The 16,130-nt window shown below is 39.2% G+C and carries 14 protein-coding genes; 6 read left to right on the top strand and 8 right to left on the bottom strand.

Features of this window, described 5'->3' with window-relative positions:
* Window positions 1-141 precede the first annotated feature (141 nt).
* Complete coding sequence (gene rapA / locus GQR54_RS02630; protein ID WP_166376457.1) at window positions 142-3,036, top strand: RNA polymerase-associated protein RapA; 2,895 nt, start codon at window positions 142-144, stop codon at window positions 3,034-3,036.
* A gap of 302 nt (window positions 3,037-3,338) precedes the next feature.
* The gene (locus GQR54_RS02625) at window positions 3,339-4,112 is read left to right on the top strand and encodes a YggN family protein (protein ID WP_166376456.1); all 774 of its coding nucleotides are present in this window, start codon (window positions 3,339-3,341) and stop codon (window positions 4,110-4,112) included.
* 98 nt (window positions 4,113-4,210) lie between these two features.
* Here the strand turns inward: GQR54_RS02625 and GQR54_RS02620 are convergent, their stop codons facing one another.
* The gene (locus GQR54_RS02620; RefSeq protein WP_166376455.1) at window positions 4,211-6,640 is read right to left on the bottom strand and encodes a zinc-dependent metalloprotease; all 2,430 of its coding nucleotides are present in this window, start codon (window positions 6,638-6,640) and stop codon (window positions 4,211-4,213) included.
* Between the two features lie 154 nt (window positions 6,641-6,794).
* On the opposite strand from GQR54_RS02620, the gene GQR54_RS02615 reads away from it, so the two are divergent.
* Entirely contained in the window at window positions 6,795-7,763 is a 969-nt protein-coding gene (locus tag GQR54_RS02615; protein ID WP_166376454.1) for a class 1 fructose-bisphosphatase, read from the top strand.
* Between the two features lie 95 nt (window positions 7,764-7,858).
* On the opposite strand, the gene GQR54_RS02610 is transcribed toward GQR54_RS02615, so the two are convergent.
* Window positions 7,859-8,185, bottom strand: a complete 327-nt coding sequence (locus GQR54_RS02610) for a hypothetical protein (RefSeq protein ID WP_007581969.1) — start codon at window positions 8,183-8,185, stop codon at window positions 7,859-7,861.
* 43 nt (window positions 8,186-8,228) lie between these two features.
* On the opposite strand from GQR54_RS02610, the gene GQR54_RS02605 reads away from it, so the two are divergent.
* On the top strand, window positions 8,229-8,588 hold the full coding sequence (locus GQR54_RS02605) for a DUF5522 domain-containing protein (protein ID WP_166376453.1): 360 nt from the start codon (window positions 8,229-8,231) through the stop codon (window positions 8,586-8,588).
* A gap of 161 nt (window positions 8,589-8,749) precedes the next feature.
* Here the strand turns inward: GQR54_RS02605 and GQR54_RS02600 are convergent, their stop codons facing one another.
* Complete coding sequence (locus GQR54_RS02600) at window positions 8,750-9,583, bottom strand: sulfurtransferase (RefSeq protein ID WP_166376452.1); 834 nt, start codon at window positions 9,581-9,583, stop codon at window positions 8,750-8,752.
* Between the two features lie 70 nt (window positions 9,584-9,653).
* On the opposite strand from GQR54_RS02600, the gene GQR54_RS02595 reads away from it, so the two are divergent.
* Together GQR54_RS02595 and GQR54_RS02585 are read left to right on the top strand one after the other, a co-directional pair.
* Complete coding sequence (locus tag GQR54_RS02595; RefSeq protein WP_166376451.1) at window positions 9,654-9,893, top strand: glycosyltransferase family 9 protein; 240 nt, start codon at window positions 9,654-9,656, stop codon at window positions 9,891-9,893.
* A gap of 295 nt (window positions 9,894-10,188) precedes the next feature.
* Window positions 10,189-10,626 carry a glycosyltransferase family 9 protein gene (locus tag GQR54_RS02585; protein WP_166376528.1) on the top strand — a complete coding sequence of 146 codons (438 nt, stop codon included), beginning with the start codon at window positions 10,189-10,191 and terminating at the stop codon, window positions 10,624-10,626.
* Here GQR54_RS02585 and GQR54_RS02580 read toward each other — a convergent pair.
* From GQR54_RS02580 to GQR54_RS02560, 5 genes are all read right to left on the bottom strand, one after another.
* Window positions 10,613-11,032 carry a group 1 truncated hemoglobin gene (locus tag GQR54_RS02580; RefSeq protein WP_166376449.1) on the bottom strand — a complete coding sequence of 140 codons (420 nt, stop codon included), beginning with the start codon at window positions 11,030-11,032 and terminating at the stop codon, window positions 10,613-10,615. The genes GQR54_RS02585 and GQR54_RS02580 overlap by 14 nt on opposite strands.
* A complete protein-coding gene (locus GQR54_RS02575; protein WP_166376448.1) occupies window positions 11,032-11,865 on the bottom strand; it encodes a DUF3034 family protein in 834 nt (277 codons plus the stop codon). The genes GQR54_RS02580 and GQR54_RS02575 overlap by 1 nt, the downstream gene beginning before the upstream one ends.
* Window positions 11,852-14,167, bottom strand: a complete 2,316-nt coding sequence (locus GQR54_RS02570; protein WP_166376447.1) for an EAL domain-containing protein — start codon at window positions 14,165-14,167, stop codon at window positions 11,852-11,854. Before GQR54_RS02570 ends, GQR54_RS02575 begins: the two co-directional genes overlap by 14 nt.
* On the bottom strand, window positions 14,160-14,822 hold the full coding sequence (locus GQR54_RS02565) for a methylamine utilization protein (protein ID WP_166376446.1): 663 nt from the start codon (window positions 14,820-14,822) through the stop codon (window positions 14,160-14,162). The genes GQR54_RS02570 and GQR54_RS02565 overlap by 8 nt, the downstream gene beginning before the upstream one ends.
* Before the next feature lie 122 nt (window positions 14,823-14,944).
* Window positions 14,945-16,048 (bottom strand): phosphoribosylaminoimidazolesuccinocarboxamide synthase, encoded by a 1,104-nt coding sequence (locus GQR54_RS02560; RefSeq protein ID WP_166376445.1) that lies wholly within the window; start codon window positions 16,046-16,048, stop codon window positions 14,945-14,947.
* Between the last annotated feature and the right edge of the window lie 82 nt (window positions 16,049-16,130).

Genomic DNA, 16,130 nt, shown 5'->3' with positions numbered 1-16,130 from the left:
TAAAAAAGAGTCATAAACAAGTTGTTTTAATAGTAATAATTAACACTTACAAAATTAATTAAAAGTGAGCCAAATAGCGCCTTGCAGTGGTGTTAGCTTACAGGTAACATAGCCGCCTTTTTCATCATAGACGAGACATACATGAATTTTTCCTTAGGTCAGCGTTGGATCAGTGATACAGAGTCAGATTTAGGATTAGGCACCGTTGTTGCCATTGAAGGCCGTCAGGTCAGCATATTATTTCCTGCCAGTGGTGAGAGCCGTGTTTATTCTTCGGCAGAAGCACCTGTTACCCGTGTGGCATTTAATCCTGGCGATGTGATCAAAAGCGTTGAAGAATGGGAATTAGAAGTAGAGTCTATTGAAGTACAAGGTGAGTTACTGTGTTATCACGGCACCCGTGTTGATAACGGCGAAACTGCCAAACTTAAAGAAACCTTTTTAGATCATTTTATTAAGTTTAATAAACCACAAGATCGTTTATTTGCGGGCCAAGTCGATCGTTTTGATCGCTATACACTTCGCTACCAAACGTGGTTACATAAATTTGAACGTGAACAATCGCCTATTAAAGGCTTAATTGGTCAACGTGCTAATCTTATTCCGCACCAGCTTTATATTGCCCAAGAAGTGGGTAAACGTTTTGCACCACGCGTACTTTTATCAGATGAAGTAGGCCTTGGTAAAACAATTGAAGCGGGCATGATTTTACACCAACAAATTATTAGTGGTCGTGCGAGCCGCGTACTTATTGTTGTACCAGAAAATCTACAGCACCAATGGTTAGTAGAAATGCTACGCCGCTTTAACTTACATTTTTCTATTTTTGATGAAGAACGCTGCGACGAAGCGTTTGCAGATTCGCCAAACGTGTTTGATACAGAGCAACTAGTACTTACCAGCCTTGAGTTTTTAACCAAGAAAAAACGCTGGTTTGAACAAGCAACACTTGCTGATTGGGACTTACTAGTTATAGATGAAGCCCATCACCTAAGTATAAATAACGGCAAGCCAAGCTCAGAGTACCAACGTATGGCAGAGCTTAGCCAAGATATTCCTGGCCTTATTTTACTTACCGCAACGCCTGATCAACTTGGTCACAGCAGCCACTTTGCACGTTTACAGTTACTCGATCCTGACCGTTTTTACGACTACGACGTGTTTAAAGAAGAAGAAGCAAATTATAAAGACGTTGCTGAAGCTGCAAATCAATTACTGCAAGAGCAAGGGCTAGACGACACAGCCAAAGCCACGCTAATTGAGCTATTAAAAGAAACCGATATTACTGATATTCTTGAAAAAGCACAGCAAGGTGATTTACCAGCACGTAAAGAAATACTTAACATGCTGCTCGATCGCCACGGCACAGGTCGTATATTATTCAGAAATAGCCGCAGCGGCATTGATGGCTACCCAAGTCGTAAATTACACGCCTACCCAATGGCATTGCCAAAGCAGTATAAAACGGCTATGTCGGTTCTTGGTAACATGGGCGGCATTCAAAACCCTGAACTAAGTGCACACCGTGCTCTTTTTCCTGAAAAAATATTTCAAGAGTTTGAAGGCGAAAGCGCAAGCTGGGGTTTATTTGACCCACGTGTAGATTGGTTAATCGAAACACTTAAAACGCTTAAGCGTGAAAAAGTACTACTTATATGTGCTAAAGCTGAAACAGCTATCAGTCTTGAGCAAATACTGCGTGAGCGCGAAGCAATTAAAGCGTCGGTATTCCACGAAGGTATGTCTATTATTGAGCGTGACCGGGCTGCTGCATTTTTTGCAGATGAGTACGATAATGCACAAATATTACTGTGTTCAGAAATTGGCTCAGAAGGTCGTAACTTCCAGTTCTCGCATCACTTAGTGTTGTTTGATTTACCATTGAACCCAGATTTACTAGAGCAGCGTATTGGTCGATTAGACCGTATAGGTCAAACACAAGATGTGAACATTCATGTGCCATATTTTGAAAACACCGCTCAAGAAGTATTACTACGTTGGTATAACGAAGGTCTAGATGCATTCGAATCTACCTCGTCAACGGGTCAAATGCTTTATAAAGAGTTCCGTGATGATCTACTTGAATATATTTCTGCGCATAACTGCGATGAAGACGAACTCGATCCATTACTTGAGCAAGTAGCACAGCAAAATGCCGTACTGCGTAAAAAAATGGAAAGCGGACGAGATCGTTTACTAGAACTACATTCATCGGGTCAAGGTGCTGCAGATTCGCTTGTAGCTGAAATCGAAAAACTCGACAATCAGTTTGAACTACCAAGCTACATGATCAACGTGTTCGACACATTTGGCGTAAGCCAAGAAGATAAAGGCGAAAATACCATTATCTTAAAGCCAACTGAGCATATGTTAAACCCTTCATTCCCATCGCTTAAAGAAGATGGCATGACCGTTACCTTTGATCGCGATACGGCACTTTCGCAAGAAGACGTACACTTTGTTAGTTGGGATCATCCAATGGTGCAAGGCACCATGGATATGATTTGTGACGACGACTTTGGTAGCGCATCGGTTGCATTGCTTAAAAACAAAAAGTTACCGCCTGGTACCTTTTTTGTTGAGCTTATTTTTGTTGCAGAAGCAATGGCACCAAAAGTATTACAGGTTGGTCGCTTTTTACCGCCTACACCAATTCGTATATTGCTTGATAAAGCAGGTAATAACTTAGGTGAGAATGTGGCATTTGAAGGCTTCAATCAGCAGTTATCAGCCGTTGGCCGCCAAACAGCAAGTAAACTTGCAGGTGCACTACAAAGCGCTGTTCACCCAATGATTACTACCGCTAAAGATATGGCACAAGAAAAACTTGAAGTTATTCGTGCAGCGTCGCTTGTTAAAATGCAAACGTCACTCAGTGAAGAGCAAGAGCGACTGGTAGCCCTTAAGCAGATTAACCCGAATATTCGCCAAGAAGAAATTACCTTCTACGATAAGCAACGCAGCGACCTAGCTACATATATTGAAAAAACGCAGCTACAACTTGATGCAATTCGATTAATAGTGGTTTCACACTAGAGATTTTGGCTTTTAACCGCTAGCTTTTTAAGCTGACTCCAGAGTAAATTTGGAGTCATCTTTTTAAACTTTATTTTTAAAACCACGTGTTCTTATTTAGATGTGAGCTAACACTACCTATTTAGCTTTATACCAAGTCCTTTGTTGTACTGCTGATTTTGTTCAACATAACCGCATCTAAAAACGCAAGCTGCACTTTATACACTTATTCATTGAGATAACCCACAGGCTTATTTTAACTTGCATAAAGTTGTTTTTTTGTTAACCTACTCGCCTTCCATTTTAGTCTTTTTGAGGTGTTTATGGCGTTTCTATCTCGTTCGATATTGGCGTTGTCCATAGCGCTCTCAAGCTGCAGTGCCTTTGCTCAAGCCCAGTGCGATGTTGAATTACGTCATGGTTTAATTATTACTGACGATGTGATTCGCATATTAGATAAAGGCCAAACTCGTGTACAAATTAATAACAATAACCAACTGTTTATTCGCGGTTATTGGGTTGATTTAAGCGATGACGAAAGCAAAGTACTCGAACAGTTTAGTAATGGTATTCGCCACACAGTCCCCGAATTAGTAAACCTGGCTACAGATGGCGTTAACTTAGGTTTAAGCGCTATTGAGCACGTAGTTGAGGGTATGTCAGACAAAGAACCTGAAGTACTTAAAACACAACTAAAGTATGTAGAGCGCGCGCTAATGGATAAGTTTAAGCGCGGCGATGACTTCTTTTTTATAGCTCCTCAATCACTTTCGCAAATAGATGATTTTTTTACTAAAGAAATAAGCCAGCAAATTCACTCTGCAGTGCATGGATCGTTAGGTGCTATTTTGGTGTCACTCGGAGATGCGTTTAAATCGCGCGAAGGGAATATAGAAGATCGTATTAACGACATGGGGCAACGCATGGATATCATCTCAAGAGAAATTGATAAGTCGCTACAAAAAAAGGCGCATCAATTAGAGCTTAAAGCTTCTGAATATTGCGAATGTTTAAATGCACTCGATGTAACCGAGTCTCGCTTACAAGCAATAGTCCCTGGTATGGCCGATTACGATTTAGTGCAAATAAAGTCTTAGAGTACGTATTCGTTTTTATAATCAAATAACACCGAGTATAAATATACTCGGTGTTTTGCTTTATGATTGATTAAAAATAAGCGCTTCTACTTTTTATTCTAAATTGGTGAGCCCGGTGGGATTGGCAGCACTTTAAAGTTATTTGGCCATTGCCCTTTAATTAAAAACTGATTTACTTGCTCAGCTAAATATTGTTTAAACGCACTCTCGCCAGTACTTGTATGGCTCAGCATTGAGTTTTGGTTAAAGTCTTCACTCAACTTAACTAGGTAGTAACGTAACTGCGCTTGCACTTCAGGGCTTGCACTATCGCTTGCTACTAAATCAGCCATAGCTTTTGCTGTTAAAAATTGCACGCGCTGAGTGATTTTACCTATCATTGTATTAGGTGATGACACGTTAAACACTTGGCTATATAGCTCCTCAAGTAACTCATCTAAACTATAAAAGTCATTACTACGCGCTTGTTGCTGCGCTAAGCGATTTAAACGCTGTGCATTTAATAAAAGCGACAAGCTGTGCTGCACTGCAACCTCGGGTAATGCCATTGCATCGAGCGTTAACCCTGTGCGTCCAACTATGCTCTCGCGCGATTTAGACTCGCCATATGCTTTTGGCGGAATTAGCGATAACACAGATTCAGGAAGTAATAAGTTACTTGGCTTAAGCGTTGCAAAAATAGCGTTTACTGCTTCTTGCTGTGTTTTTTTATTAACGACTTGTGCGCCTTTTACGGGTGAGTCACCGCGTGTTTCGTATTCGTAATCAACACCGGCTATAAGTTTCACTGCAGCCTCAACCTGAAAACGGTGAAACAGATAAAGCGGAACTAGTTTTTCTTCTAATTGCGATAATGAGTCGCCCGTTTTAATATTATTAATACCAAACTGCGAAAGCGCTTTTTTACGTACGTCGAGTACTCTTAAAAGCTCCTGCGAAGGATTAGTGCCGTTATCCCATAAATGAGCTGTTGGATGCGCGCCACCTTTAGCACGAGCATCACTATCTGATATAAACTCAAGGCCTTTGGCTTTGTTCTCTTTTAAAATAGCAGCAAGTTCTGCGCTTTCATCTTGGTTAGTAAAATCGCTATAGCCATATTTAATTACTTGGGTATCCCACACGCCCATGCCTGTTGCATAGCCGAGCGTTACATCAAGCTTACCTTGTTCATTAAAACTAAGTAGCGGATGTGGGTAATCCATTACTGAGGCTCTATCCCCTACCGATGCTGCAAAGTTATGAGAAATACCTAACGTGTGGCCAATTTCATGTGCGCTTAATTGGCGAATACGATCAAGCGCCATTGCTTGCAAGTTTTTAGCAACTTCATTGCCTTTTAAATAAGGAGCAGCGAGTGCTTCGGCTATTAAAATATCTTGGCGAACACGCAATGAGCCAAGTGTTACGTGCCCTTTAAGTATTTCACCTGTACGTGGGTCGATTACCGAACTACCGTATGACCAACCACGCGTTGCACGGTGTACCCATTGAATGACGTTGTAACGAATATCCATAGGGTCGGCGCTACTTGGCAGCACTTTTACTATAAATGCATTTTTATATCCTGCAGCAGTAAATGCATCGTTCCACCACTTTCCACCTTCAAGCAAAGCGCTTTTAACGGGCTCTGGAACGCCAGGATCAAGGTAATAAACAATTGGTTTAACAGGCTCACTAATAGGTAAGCTTGAATCCTTTTTAGTTAAACGATGGCGCGGTATATAACGCACGTACATAGAGTCACCAAGCGGCGCTGCGTAATCTTTATGTTCTATACTCCAAAAACCTGATTGCGGATTAAACTTACGGGGCGTGTAGTTATCATCTGGTAATTGAATAAGTGAATGATGCATATGAACAGTAAGCGCATAAGGGTCGGCACTTACTTGGCGAACAAATTCACCTGGTTTTGTGCCTTTAAATGTAAGTACGGCTTCAAGCTCGGTGTTTTTTACAAATGCTTTTGAGCGATTCATATAAACGGCGCTACGTGACTCATCAAGGCTAAAGTTACCTTGCTTACGCGCCGCAAGCGTTCGGCTTACGCCGTGTACATCACTTAATAAATAAGGCGTGTAATCAATAAGTGCTGTGGCTTTATCTTCTGCGACCACTTTAAAACCAGCAAGTATACTTGATGCAAACGCCTCTTTAATACTTTGCTGTTCAGCCTTATTACTTGTATTAGCACGATAGTAAGTATTTACAGCACGTAGCATTACTTTGTCACCAAAACGCTCAAACTGCACAAGGTGAGTATTACCAAGCTGACCTCTATCAAGACCTATGTCGTTAGAGCCAATACCGTAAGGCAAGCTTTGCTGCAGTAAAAATTGCTGTTCAAACTTATCAACTTTTAAATATACTTTTCCGTTTTGGGTATCGTAAAAAAACGAATAATAGCCCGGAAAATGATTCATTTGCGTAGTAAATTCATCAATTGACTTAATTGCTGCGTGCGCTTGAGTTATGATAGAGCACAGCACAGTAAAGAATATGTAACTTAGTAGTGGTATTTTTTTCATAATCTTATCTTTGTTATTTGTGTTTTAAGTACGATTAGGTGGTCCCATTATAGGGGGCTATTTAAACAATACAGTTATTTAAGACGAATTTCAGCGCTCTAAGCTAATCTCTCTCACATTATGATTGGTTTTAACACGTTATCAGGAAAATAGAATGCGTAGACTCCCTCCAGTATTACTTGAAGATGGTTGTTCAAGAGAACTTTTATCATTAATTCGAACAATTTTAGCGGCATGTAAAGAAATTTCGTTTCGCGTTGGTCAAGGCGCGCTTTCTGGCGTATTAGGCTCAACCCTTGATGAAAACATTCAAGGTGAAACTCAAAAAAAGCTCGATGTATTATCTAATCAGCTGTTAAAAGATATTTTACTGGAGTCTGGCACGGTTAAAGCAATCGCCTCCGAGGAAGAAGACTACACGGTAGCAGGTAACCCAGACGCAAAATTTATAGTGGCATTTGACCCATTGGATGGCTCGTCAAATACCGATATTAACTCGCTTGTCGGTACTATATTTTCTATTATGGAAGCGCCTGAGGGCTCTGACGCTGCTGATGAAAGCATTTTTATGCAACCAGGTCACAAGCAAGTTGCAGCAGGTTATGTACTTTACGGCCCGTCAACTATGCTGGCGCTTACTACAGGTAAAGGCACGCGCATGTTTACCCTTGATAAAACACAAGGCAGCTTTTTACTTACACAAGATTTTGCCGAAATCCCTGCTGATACAAACGAATTTGCCATTAATACGTCTAACCAACGCCATTGGCAACCAGCGATGCAAAACTATATCAATGATTTGCTAGCAGGCGATACAGGCCCGCGCGCTAAAAACTTTAATATGCGCTGGATTGCAGCAATGGTGGGCGATGTGCATCGTGTACTTAGCCGTGGTGGTTTATTTACTTACCCTACTGACACTAAAGATCCTAAAAAGCCAAATAAATTACGCCTACTTTACGAAGCAAACCCAATGGCTATGCTAGTAGAGCAAGCTGGCGGTATTGCTTCAACAGGTACCGAGCGTATTATGGATATTCAGCCTGATGCAATCCACCAGCGAGTAGCCGTTATTTTAGGTTCTAAAAACGAAGTCGAAACGTGCTTGGGATATCATAAATAATCGCTTAAAACGATTGTCTTCAATTTAAAAAACCGCATTCAATTGAAGTGCGGTTTTTTTGTAGGTGAGGTTTTACACCTCGCTTTTTAAACAAATCAAATTTTTACTAACGCAACTATTTGAGCAAGCTTTTGATGATTAAGCTCTCCCATTTGCTCGCTATTACTGAGCGCATAAATAAAACCTTCATGCTCTGCACAATCAATGTCATCTCGCGATTCAATTACGTTTGCCCAAAGCTCTAAATCATCTAAGTCTATTTCGTTACTTAAACAGCGCTTAAGAACATCAATTAAAACCTCGGTTGAGAGAGTATAATGAGTTTTATTGCTATCAGCAGGGCTTGAAACGATAACCGATATAGCTTCGTCCCTTTGCTCACCAAATGTAATAAATTCAGCTAATGCTTTTTGTGTATTCATAATATTTGTTATTCTTGGCTCACTGTTACTAAAAAGAATTATAATGACTGAACTTAACTGCACTCAATGCCACAGTACTCTAACGTGTAATGTAGACGATATATCAGTGTGTTGGTGCAATGAGCTGCCGGCCATTTTACCGCTTGATATCACAGCAACAAGTTGTTTATGCCGCAAGTGCACGCTTAATAAAATAAATACTTTTTTAAAGGGGGTTTATACACAACCTATTAAAACTCAAATAGACTTTGCAAAACAATTTAGAGGTAACGACAATTTAATTGAAGGGCTCGACTACACCATGCAAAGTGGTTACATGATATTTAGTAAGTGGTTTTTTTTAAAGCGTGGTTCGTGCTGCAAAAATGGTTGTAAAAATTGCCCTTATGGTTTTAGAAAGTAAAAACTATTTAATACAAATACGAGCAAACATTGGTTTTTACCTTCTCATTTTCTTCTCTTTTATTTCTCCTTGTGAGTAATATTTTTAATATGCAATTATTCACAAAGAGGTTTAGAAGCGCTGCGCTTTTAACGTGAGCAAGCTTTACATATCCAACACGTCTACTTTTCTCCCGTGGCGATGGGCAATGAATCACTTGCGCCCCACTCACTCCACGAGCCATCAAAAACACTTAAATTACTGTAACCACACTCGGTAGCAAATAACGCTAAAACACAGGCTGTAATACCTGAGCCACAGCTAAATTGTAGCTGCTGCGCATCACCGACCACGTCATTAAATATCGCTTTAATTTCAGTAAGTGGTTTTGCTTCACCTTTATTAAGTAAATCCATAAAAGGTGACGAGCGACTATTTGGGATATGCCCGCTACGCATACCTTTTCGGGGTTCACTTTCTTCGCCTGTAAAACGCTTATAAGCACGTGCATCTAGCAACACAATGTTAGACTCATCGATTGCGTCAACCACTTGTTGGCTATTAATAAAATACTCAGAATTATAGTTTGCCGTAAAATCACCTTTACCTGACGCTTTGCTATAACCTTGTTGTATGGCGTAACCGCTCTCTAACCACGTCTTAAGGCCACCACTGAGTACTTTAACATTGTGATGCCCCATAGCTTTAAACATCCACCACGCTCTTGCTGCGCTAAATAAACCGCCATCTTCGTATACAACTATAAACGAGTCGTTATTTACACCTGCATTTTGCATCACGTGGGTAAACTGCTGCTCGCTGCATACCGTACTTGGTAAGGGATTTGATCTATCGGCCAATTCGTTTTTTATGTCAAAACGTTTAGCGTTAGGCAGCATTGCTTGCGGCGAATAAGTACCCAAAACACCTGGGCGCAACATACCTGCATCAAATATCACTAATGCAGGATTATTAAGTTGCTCGTGTAATTGCTGACAGCTAATTAGGTTTTTCATTAATTATATCCAAGAAATACATAATATTTAAAAACTCCAAAGAATTGAGTTAATATTATTAATAATTTAATTGAGAAAACATATTAATTATGACACGGCTAATAAAAAAATAACTGGCGCCATTTTAGTCATTCAGCCAAAGTTTATCGGTGATGCCATCAATAATATGACTGCTACATCACTATTAAGAGAGCTTTATCCTAACAATAAAATAATTGTACTAGTTAAGACCCTTTTAGCACCTATATTCGAACGTGATGATCGTTTAAATTTAACGGTGATGGTAGATGAACGTTATGATAAAAAATAAAAGAGCACAACGTTCAACTCGCAGTAATTATGAGAAGTGCATTTTCTGAGGCCTTGCTATGCACTTTAGCAAATATCAAATACAAAATTGGCTACAAAAAGAATGGACGCTCTTGGCTACTAAGTCATAAATATAAGCTAAATAATAGTCATCACTACATAAATAGGTATTGCCGGCTAGTAAATGAACCCCACGGCCAACCATATATTTTTAGTAAAAAGAGTGAGTTAATTAAAGCTAATCACAGCAAACCTGTAATTGCTGTTTATTATGGTGGCTTGGTAAAAATGTAGGCATTATCCATACCCTCAAGCATTTAGCTCTTATAAATCAAATATCGCCATCTCACTTTATACTTGTAGGAGACAATCAAGAGACATCAGAAAACGCTAAAATATCACAAGACTTAAGCGATAAGAATATTGATTTTCAAGATCTAACAGGCAAAACAAATTTAACCGAACTGGTCGACATAATTTCCAGCGTAGATTTATTGATTACCATTGATTCTGGTGCAATGCATATAGCAGCGGCAACAAAAACAGCATTCGTTGCCGTAGTTGGTTTAGGAACTTCACCTTGGAGTATTGTAGAACCTAAGTGCGAGAACAAAATATTTCTAGTTGCCAATGGCAATAGTTTAAATGATGCTGAAATAATTAAAGAAATTTCACCAGAAAAAAAAGTTGAAACTGTATTTTCTTTACTAAAAAATAAAATTACATTTTTATAATTTCACCACGAAGTGGCGCCATTCTAGAAAGAATATCGTTTTGTAAGCTATGACTAATGTTTTGCTCATTCATTGCATTTATAAGCAAATCAACAACATGATTAAAATCTCTCTCTGTAATATGCATACCGGTATGAATTGCCACCATAGAGTCGCCATCGTATGTACATGGGCCTTCTACTAGCATGCACATATGAGTAATAAACCCTTGGCGAAAGTACGCTATATTGCTATGTTCAAAGTAATGAATTATCTGCTCGTCATTACCTATTTGATAGATAAAGCTATCAACAATTCTGCCTATCCCCGCTTTACCATCCAGCTTTTGATAAAGCGATAATTGCGTTGAGCTAGCACAACTGCAAAGCAACCCCACGCATACTATAAAAATACCAACGCTTTTCATTACCAATACCCTGTTACCGATAAATACCAACCTGTTTGATCGTCAGCCCCTGCAATGCTTCCTAAATCAAGGTAAGCCGCTGTCACACTTACGTACTTATTAGGCATCCATGCTACAAATAAGTCTTTCCAATCTTGTTCGCCTAAGTTTAAGTTATTTGACTTTTGACGATACTCAACACCTACGGCTACTTCACGACTAAAAAATATAGCTGTGCTGCCTTCAAATAGCGCTTTACTACGACCATTTTCTCCACCGTAGCCAAGCAAACCAAGTTGATTAGCTTCGCTGTATCGTGTAGTTACGTTCCAAAACCAGTTATAGCCAGCAATAGCCCCTAAATGTAATTTACTAGCAGCGAGGTAGTAGTCAGTGCCGCTAGTATCTTCTGCGCCTACAAATGTTGCAATACTGCCATCATCCAGTGATTTATGCTGAATACCTAAGCTAAGTTGTGGCCAATCACTGTAAACAATATCGCCGTATAAACGTATTTTAGCACCTGTAATTGATTGCTCTATTTCAGCATCAAGTGCTGGTACATCAAAGCGCTGTTGGGCATAACTAAGTTCAACACGATTAAATAAATTAAGTTGTGCACCACATACGTCAAGTGTGTAGTCGGTTACATCTGCGCGGCTACAAAAGCCATTTACCGAAAATTCATCATCACTTGCGTACCCAGCAAGTTGTGCCCACGGTACAATACCACCGCCGCCACTGCCTTCAATTTGAGAAACTCCCGGCGTAGCTAGCAGTTTTCCATTGCTTGCAATGCTCGGTACACTAATTATTAAAAACAAACTTGCTAATAAGTATTTAATTTTTTTCATAGTATTCCTCCAGCCATTCTTCTAATAGTTCTGCTTTTAAAGGCCTACTTAAGTAATAGCCTTGTGCATGGTCGCACTGCATACCTCTAAGTAAATTTAATGAGCCAAGTGTTTCAACCCCCTCAGCTACAACCGAGAAACCTAGCTGATGCCCCAACGTAATTGATGATTGCACTATAAATTGATCTTTTTGCGATTCATCAAGTTTTAGGATAAAGCACTTATCTAGCTTAAGCTCATCAATAGGTAACATTTTTAATCGACCCAGTGATGTTTGCCCTACACCATAATCATCTAATGATATTTTAACGCCAATTGCCTTTAGGTTTTCGAGCGCTTTAATACCTTTTTCTTCGTTTTCGATCATATCGCGCTCAGTAAGCTCAATAGTGATCAGCTTAGGGTCTACTTTGTACTTTTTAAGCGTACGAACTAATGCAGCATGAAAACCCAGAAATGCGATATCTTGCGCTGAAACATTTATTGCAGCCTGCAAGTTTATATTTTTAGATTGCCAGTCGGCTACTTGCGAAACTACGGTTCTAACTACCCACGCAGTTAATTCAACAATAAGCCCAGACTGCTCAGCTAAATCAATAAACAACTCTGGGTTAACCCAGCTACCATCTTTTCGTTGCCAACGAATAAGCGACTCAACTTTATCTATTTTTTTCGTTTTTAAATGTAATTTTGGTTGATAAGTCATAAACAACTGACCATCATCATCACTAATAGCCTGCTTTAGCTCATCAAGCATTATTAAGCGCTCTAAGTGCGCTTCGTCTTCGCCATTTTGATAGTAATGCATACTTTCTTGAGCAGTAGCTGCACTTTCTATAGCAATTAGTACACGGCGCATTAAATCATCACTTGCAATACCTTGCGTAGGATACTGTACAATGCCTGCACTAAAGCGTAAGTTAATTTTTAGTTTTTGAATGGTGTAGCACGCTTGTAATTGCGCCATTAATCCAACAATACCGCTTTTTTGCTCACGCGCTGCCGCCGTCGGAAACACAGTTAAAAACTCATCGCCACCAATACGAGCATGAAAGCCTCCTAACTCATCCGAAAACTCACTTATTCTGCAAGCAACCGCCTTTAGGCAATCATCACCAATGCGTGGACCGAGCTTATCGTTTATATGGCGAAGACCCTTTATGTCTATTGCAACGAGTGTGTACTCGGATGATGAATCTAACTCATCATCAAGCACCTCAAGCATTGCTGAGCGGTTATAAAAGCCTGTGAGGGAGTCGTGCTGAGCCTGAAAGCTAATTTGTTGCTCGCGCTGATTAATATCATTACCCATGCTATCAAACGCTGCGACTAGCGTGTCTATTTCGGTACTTTGCCTTCGCCCTTTAAATTCAAATGCATAATTACCTTGTGCAAACTGCCTTGCTATTACAGCTAATTGAGTAAGTGGTGTAGTTAAATTATTTGCAAATATGCTGCTCGTAATAACACCTACAAACATAGTTAAAATAGCTAAAATAATAAGTGTAAAAAGAAGTTTTTCGAAGTCACTATAACTTTGTGTTAAATCGGCACTCAGTAAAATAATTATAGGATGGGTCAACAACGATGGTAAATCTATATCTCGGTTACGATACACCAAATACTCCCCAAAAAACCGCGATATGGTTACGGTACTAAAATAGCTAACAGGTTCAAATTGCTCAGGGCGATTAGCTAATGAGCTAATAACAATATCGTCAGCGCTACCTATAAAGCTCACATCCATACCTGTTAAGCTTTTTAGTTCATGGGCTACATTGTCATCAATTTTAAAACCCACCAAACTATAGGCCACTGTACGTGGTGCTCTCACAGGTAATAAAATAATTTGGTAAAGCTCGTTATTAAGCACCACAAAACTAGACTCTTCTGGCGCACTTAAAAGCTCTTCCATTAACGGCTTTAAGTTATGTGCAAAAGCGTCTTCGTCAGTATTGGCGGAAATTAGCTTACCCGATAAATCAAGTAGCAGCATTAATTCGGCATCAATACGCTGACTATGATTAAACAACACACTGCTTATTGTCCCGGCATCTCGGGTTGCTACAGCTTGCTTAAAACCAAAATCGGAGGTGAGTACTTTTGCTGCGGTTAGTAGTAGGCTTTCTTTTGATTTCAAATATTGCTTATAAACATTTTGCGCTACGGTAATGTCTTGATTTACTTTTTCTTCTTGAAACTTACTCGTAGACCACCAAAAACTAAACAAGCTGACCATAGTGGTTAATAACACTAAGCCAACACATAAAATGGTTATGCGATTTCGTAAACTATTAGTCATTACCAGCCTTAAACTTACTACCAAAGGTATTTCTAGGTGCAGGGGTCGATGTATTTACTGTTATCTGTAACTGTTTTTGAGAATTAATTGTTATCATTTTTTTATTCTCCAATGGCGCTGTTTGTAAAGGGTGCCACACACTCACTTGTGCAGGCAGTATATTAATAGGCAAACTTACATAGCCTTTTTTATCTGTTTTATACACGGATTCACTACTCGCTACATAGATATAGCCAACCATAGAGTCATGAATATTACACCCTAAAACAACAACCCCTTGTTGCTCAAACGTAATGGGCTCTTTTGGTTGCCCTGAATATAATCTTAGTTGAAAAGGCTTAGCTTGTGAAAAAGAATAAACATGATGGCGAATATTATCGCTGTTAGGAAAGTTAACTTTTTGACCCTGTTGTACAACTAATAATTCGGGTAAAAACTGCTTATGGACTTGATCCATTATAGCAATGGGCAAATTTGATGGTGTGGCTTGTTTGTCAGCAATATTAAGCTCAACCACTGCACCTGATAACTTTTGGCCGTGTTGATCTTCTATTACTAATTCAATATTCGCACTTAAAGCAAACTGACTAAAAAACAAACCTATAGCTAAAAAGCAATGACTTTTAGCAAACTTTTGAAATGCCCGTTCAAACATAACAACACCTAAATATTAATGTTAGGTTAAGTTAATTAGAGACGAGCACTAATTGCAAGAATTATAGCCCAGTAACTAAAAATAAAGATTTAGTTACTGGTTTTATTAGCACTTAAGTGCTGTTATTTAATAATTAATCCGTAATCGTTATCTAAAATATTAATGACGTCTTGACGAGGATCTTCTGGGATTACAATATCTTTACCCACAATTTTACTCGCTATACCAACATAGGTATTTGACACTTCAAGCATTACTGATTCTGGTAAAATATAATCTTTTGCTAATTGCTCACGCTCACTCATGCGATCTTTATTTAATAATACGTCGCTCTCTGGCACATTATTAATAAGTAATTGGCGAAAACCTTCTTTAGAATTTTCAACAATTTTACCGTTTTTGTATGCAGCTTCATCCCAAATACGTGACGAATCAGGCGTGCCTACTTCATCAATATATATAAGCTGTTGCGCGCCATTTAAATCCTCTACATAACCAAACTCAAATTTTGTATCTACAAAAATTTGGTTAAGCTTCGCTAATTCATCACTAATTAATTTAAAACCTTCAACTAACAGTTTTTCGTATTTGGTTACGTCATCTGCCGATTTAAAGTTAAATACGTTTAAGTTATTAGTAATGTTAGCGCGAGTAATATTTACATCATCAACTGGCGGAATATCAGCAACGCCTTCAATAATACCTTTTGTTGATGGCGTAATTAAAACGTTATCAAGCTTTTGGTTCGCTTTTAAACCCTCTGGTAAATCTATACCACAAAAGTTACGTATGCCTTTAGCGTAATCGCGCCACATGCTACCCGTAATATATTGGCGAGCAATTGCCTCTACTTTTACTGTACTGGCTTTGCGTACAATCCACACATACGGATGCGGAATATCAACAATATGATTACCCGCAAGGCCTGCTTTATCAAATAACTTAAACCAATGGGCTGCCACTGAGTTTAATGCTATACCTTTACCTGGTACGCCATTTAAACCATTTTCGCCTTGCCAAATGCAATCAAATGCAGAAATTCGGTCTGAAATAACCATAATCGCAAGCTCAGTACCTGTCGGTACTTGGTAGCCTTTGTCTTTAATTAGTCGAGCGCTGTCTTCATCAGTTAACCAATAAACTGAACGAACTTTACCGCTGTGTACTTCACCTTTGGTACGAATGGGTAAATCATCGTTTACGTCTAAAACTTTATAGCTAGTCATGCTATCTCCGGGGTTAGGGATGCTCTTTGAGCAAAGTATGGTATGGGGTTATATGGGCTGTATAATAATCTAGCCAACCTCA

Source organism: Pseudoalteromonas sp. Z9A4 (genome assembly GCF_011378845.1).
GTDB lineage: Bacteria > Pseudomonadota > Gammaproteobacteria > Enterobacterales > Alteromonadaceae > Pseudoalteromonas > Pseudoalteromonas arctica.
This window is presented reverse-complemented; position numbering and strand designations above follow the sequence as displayed.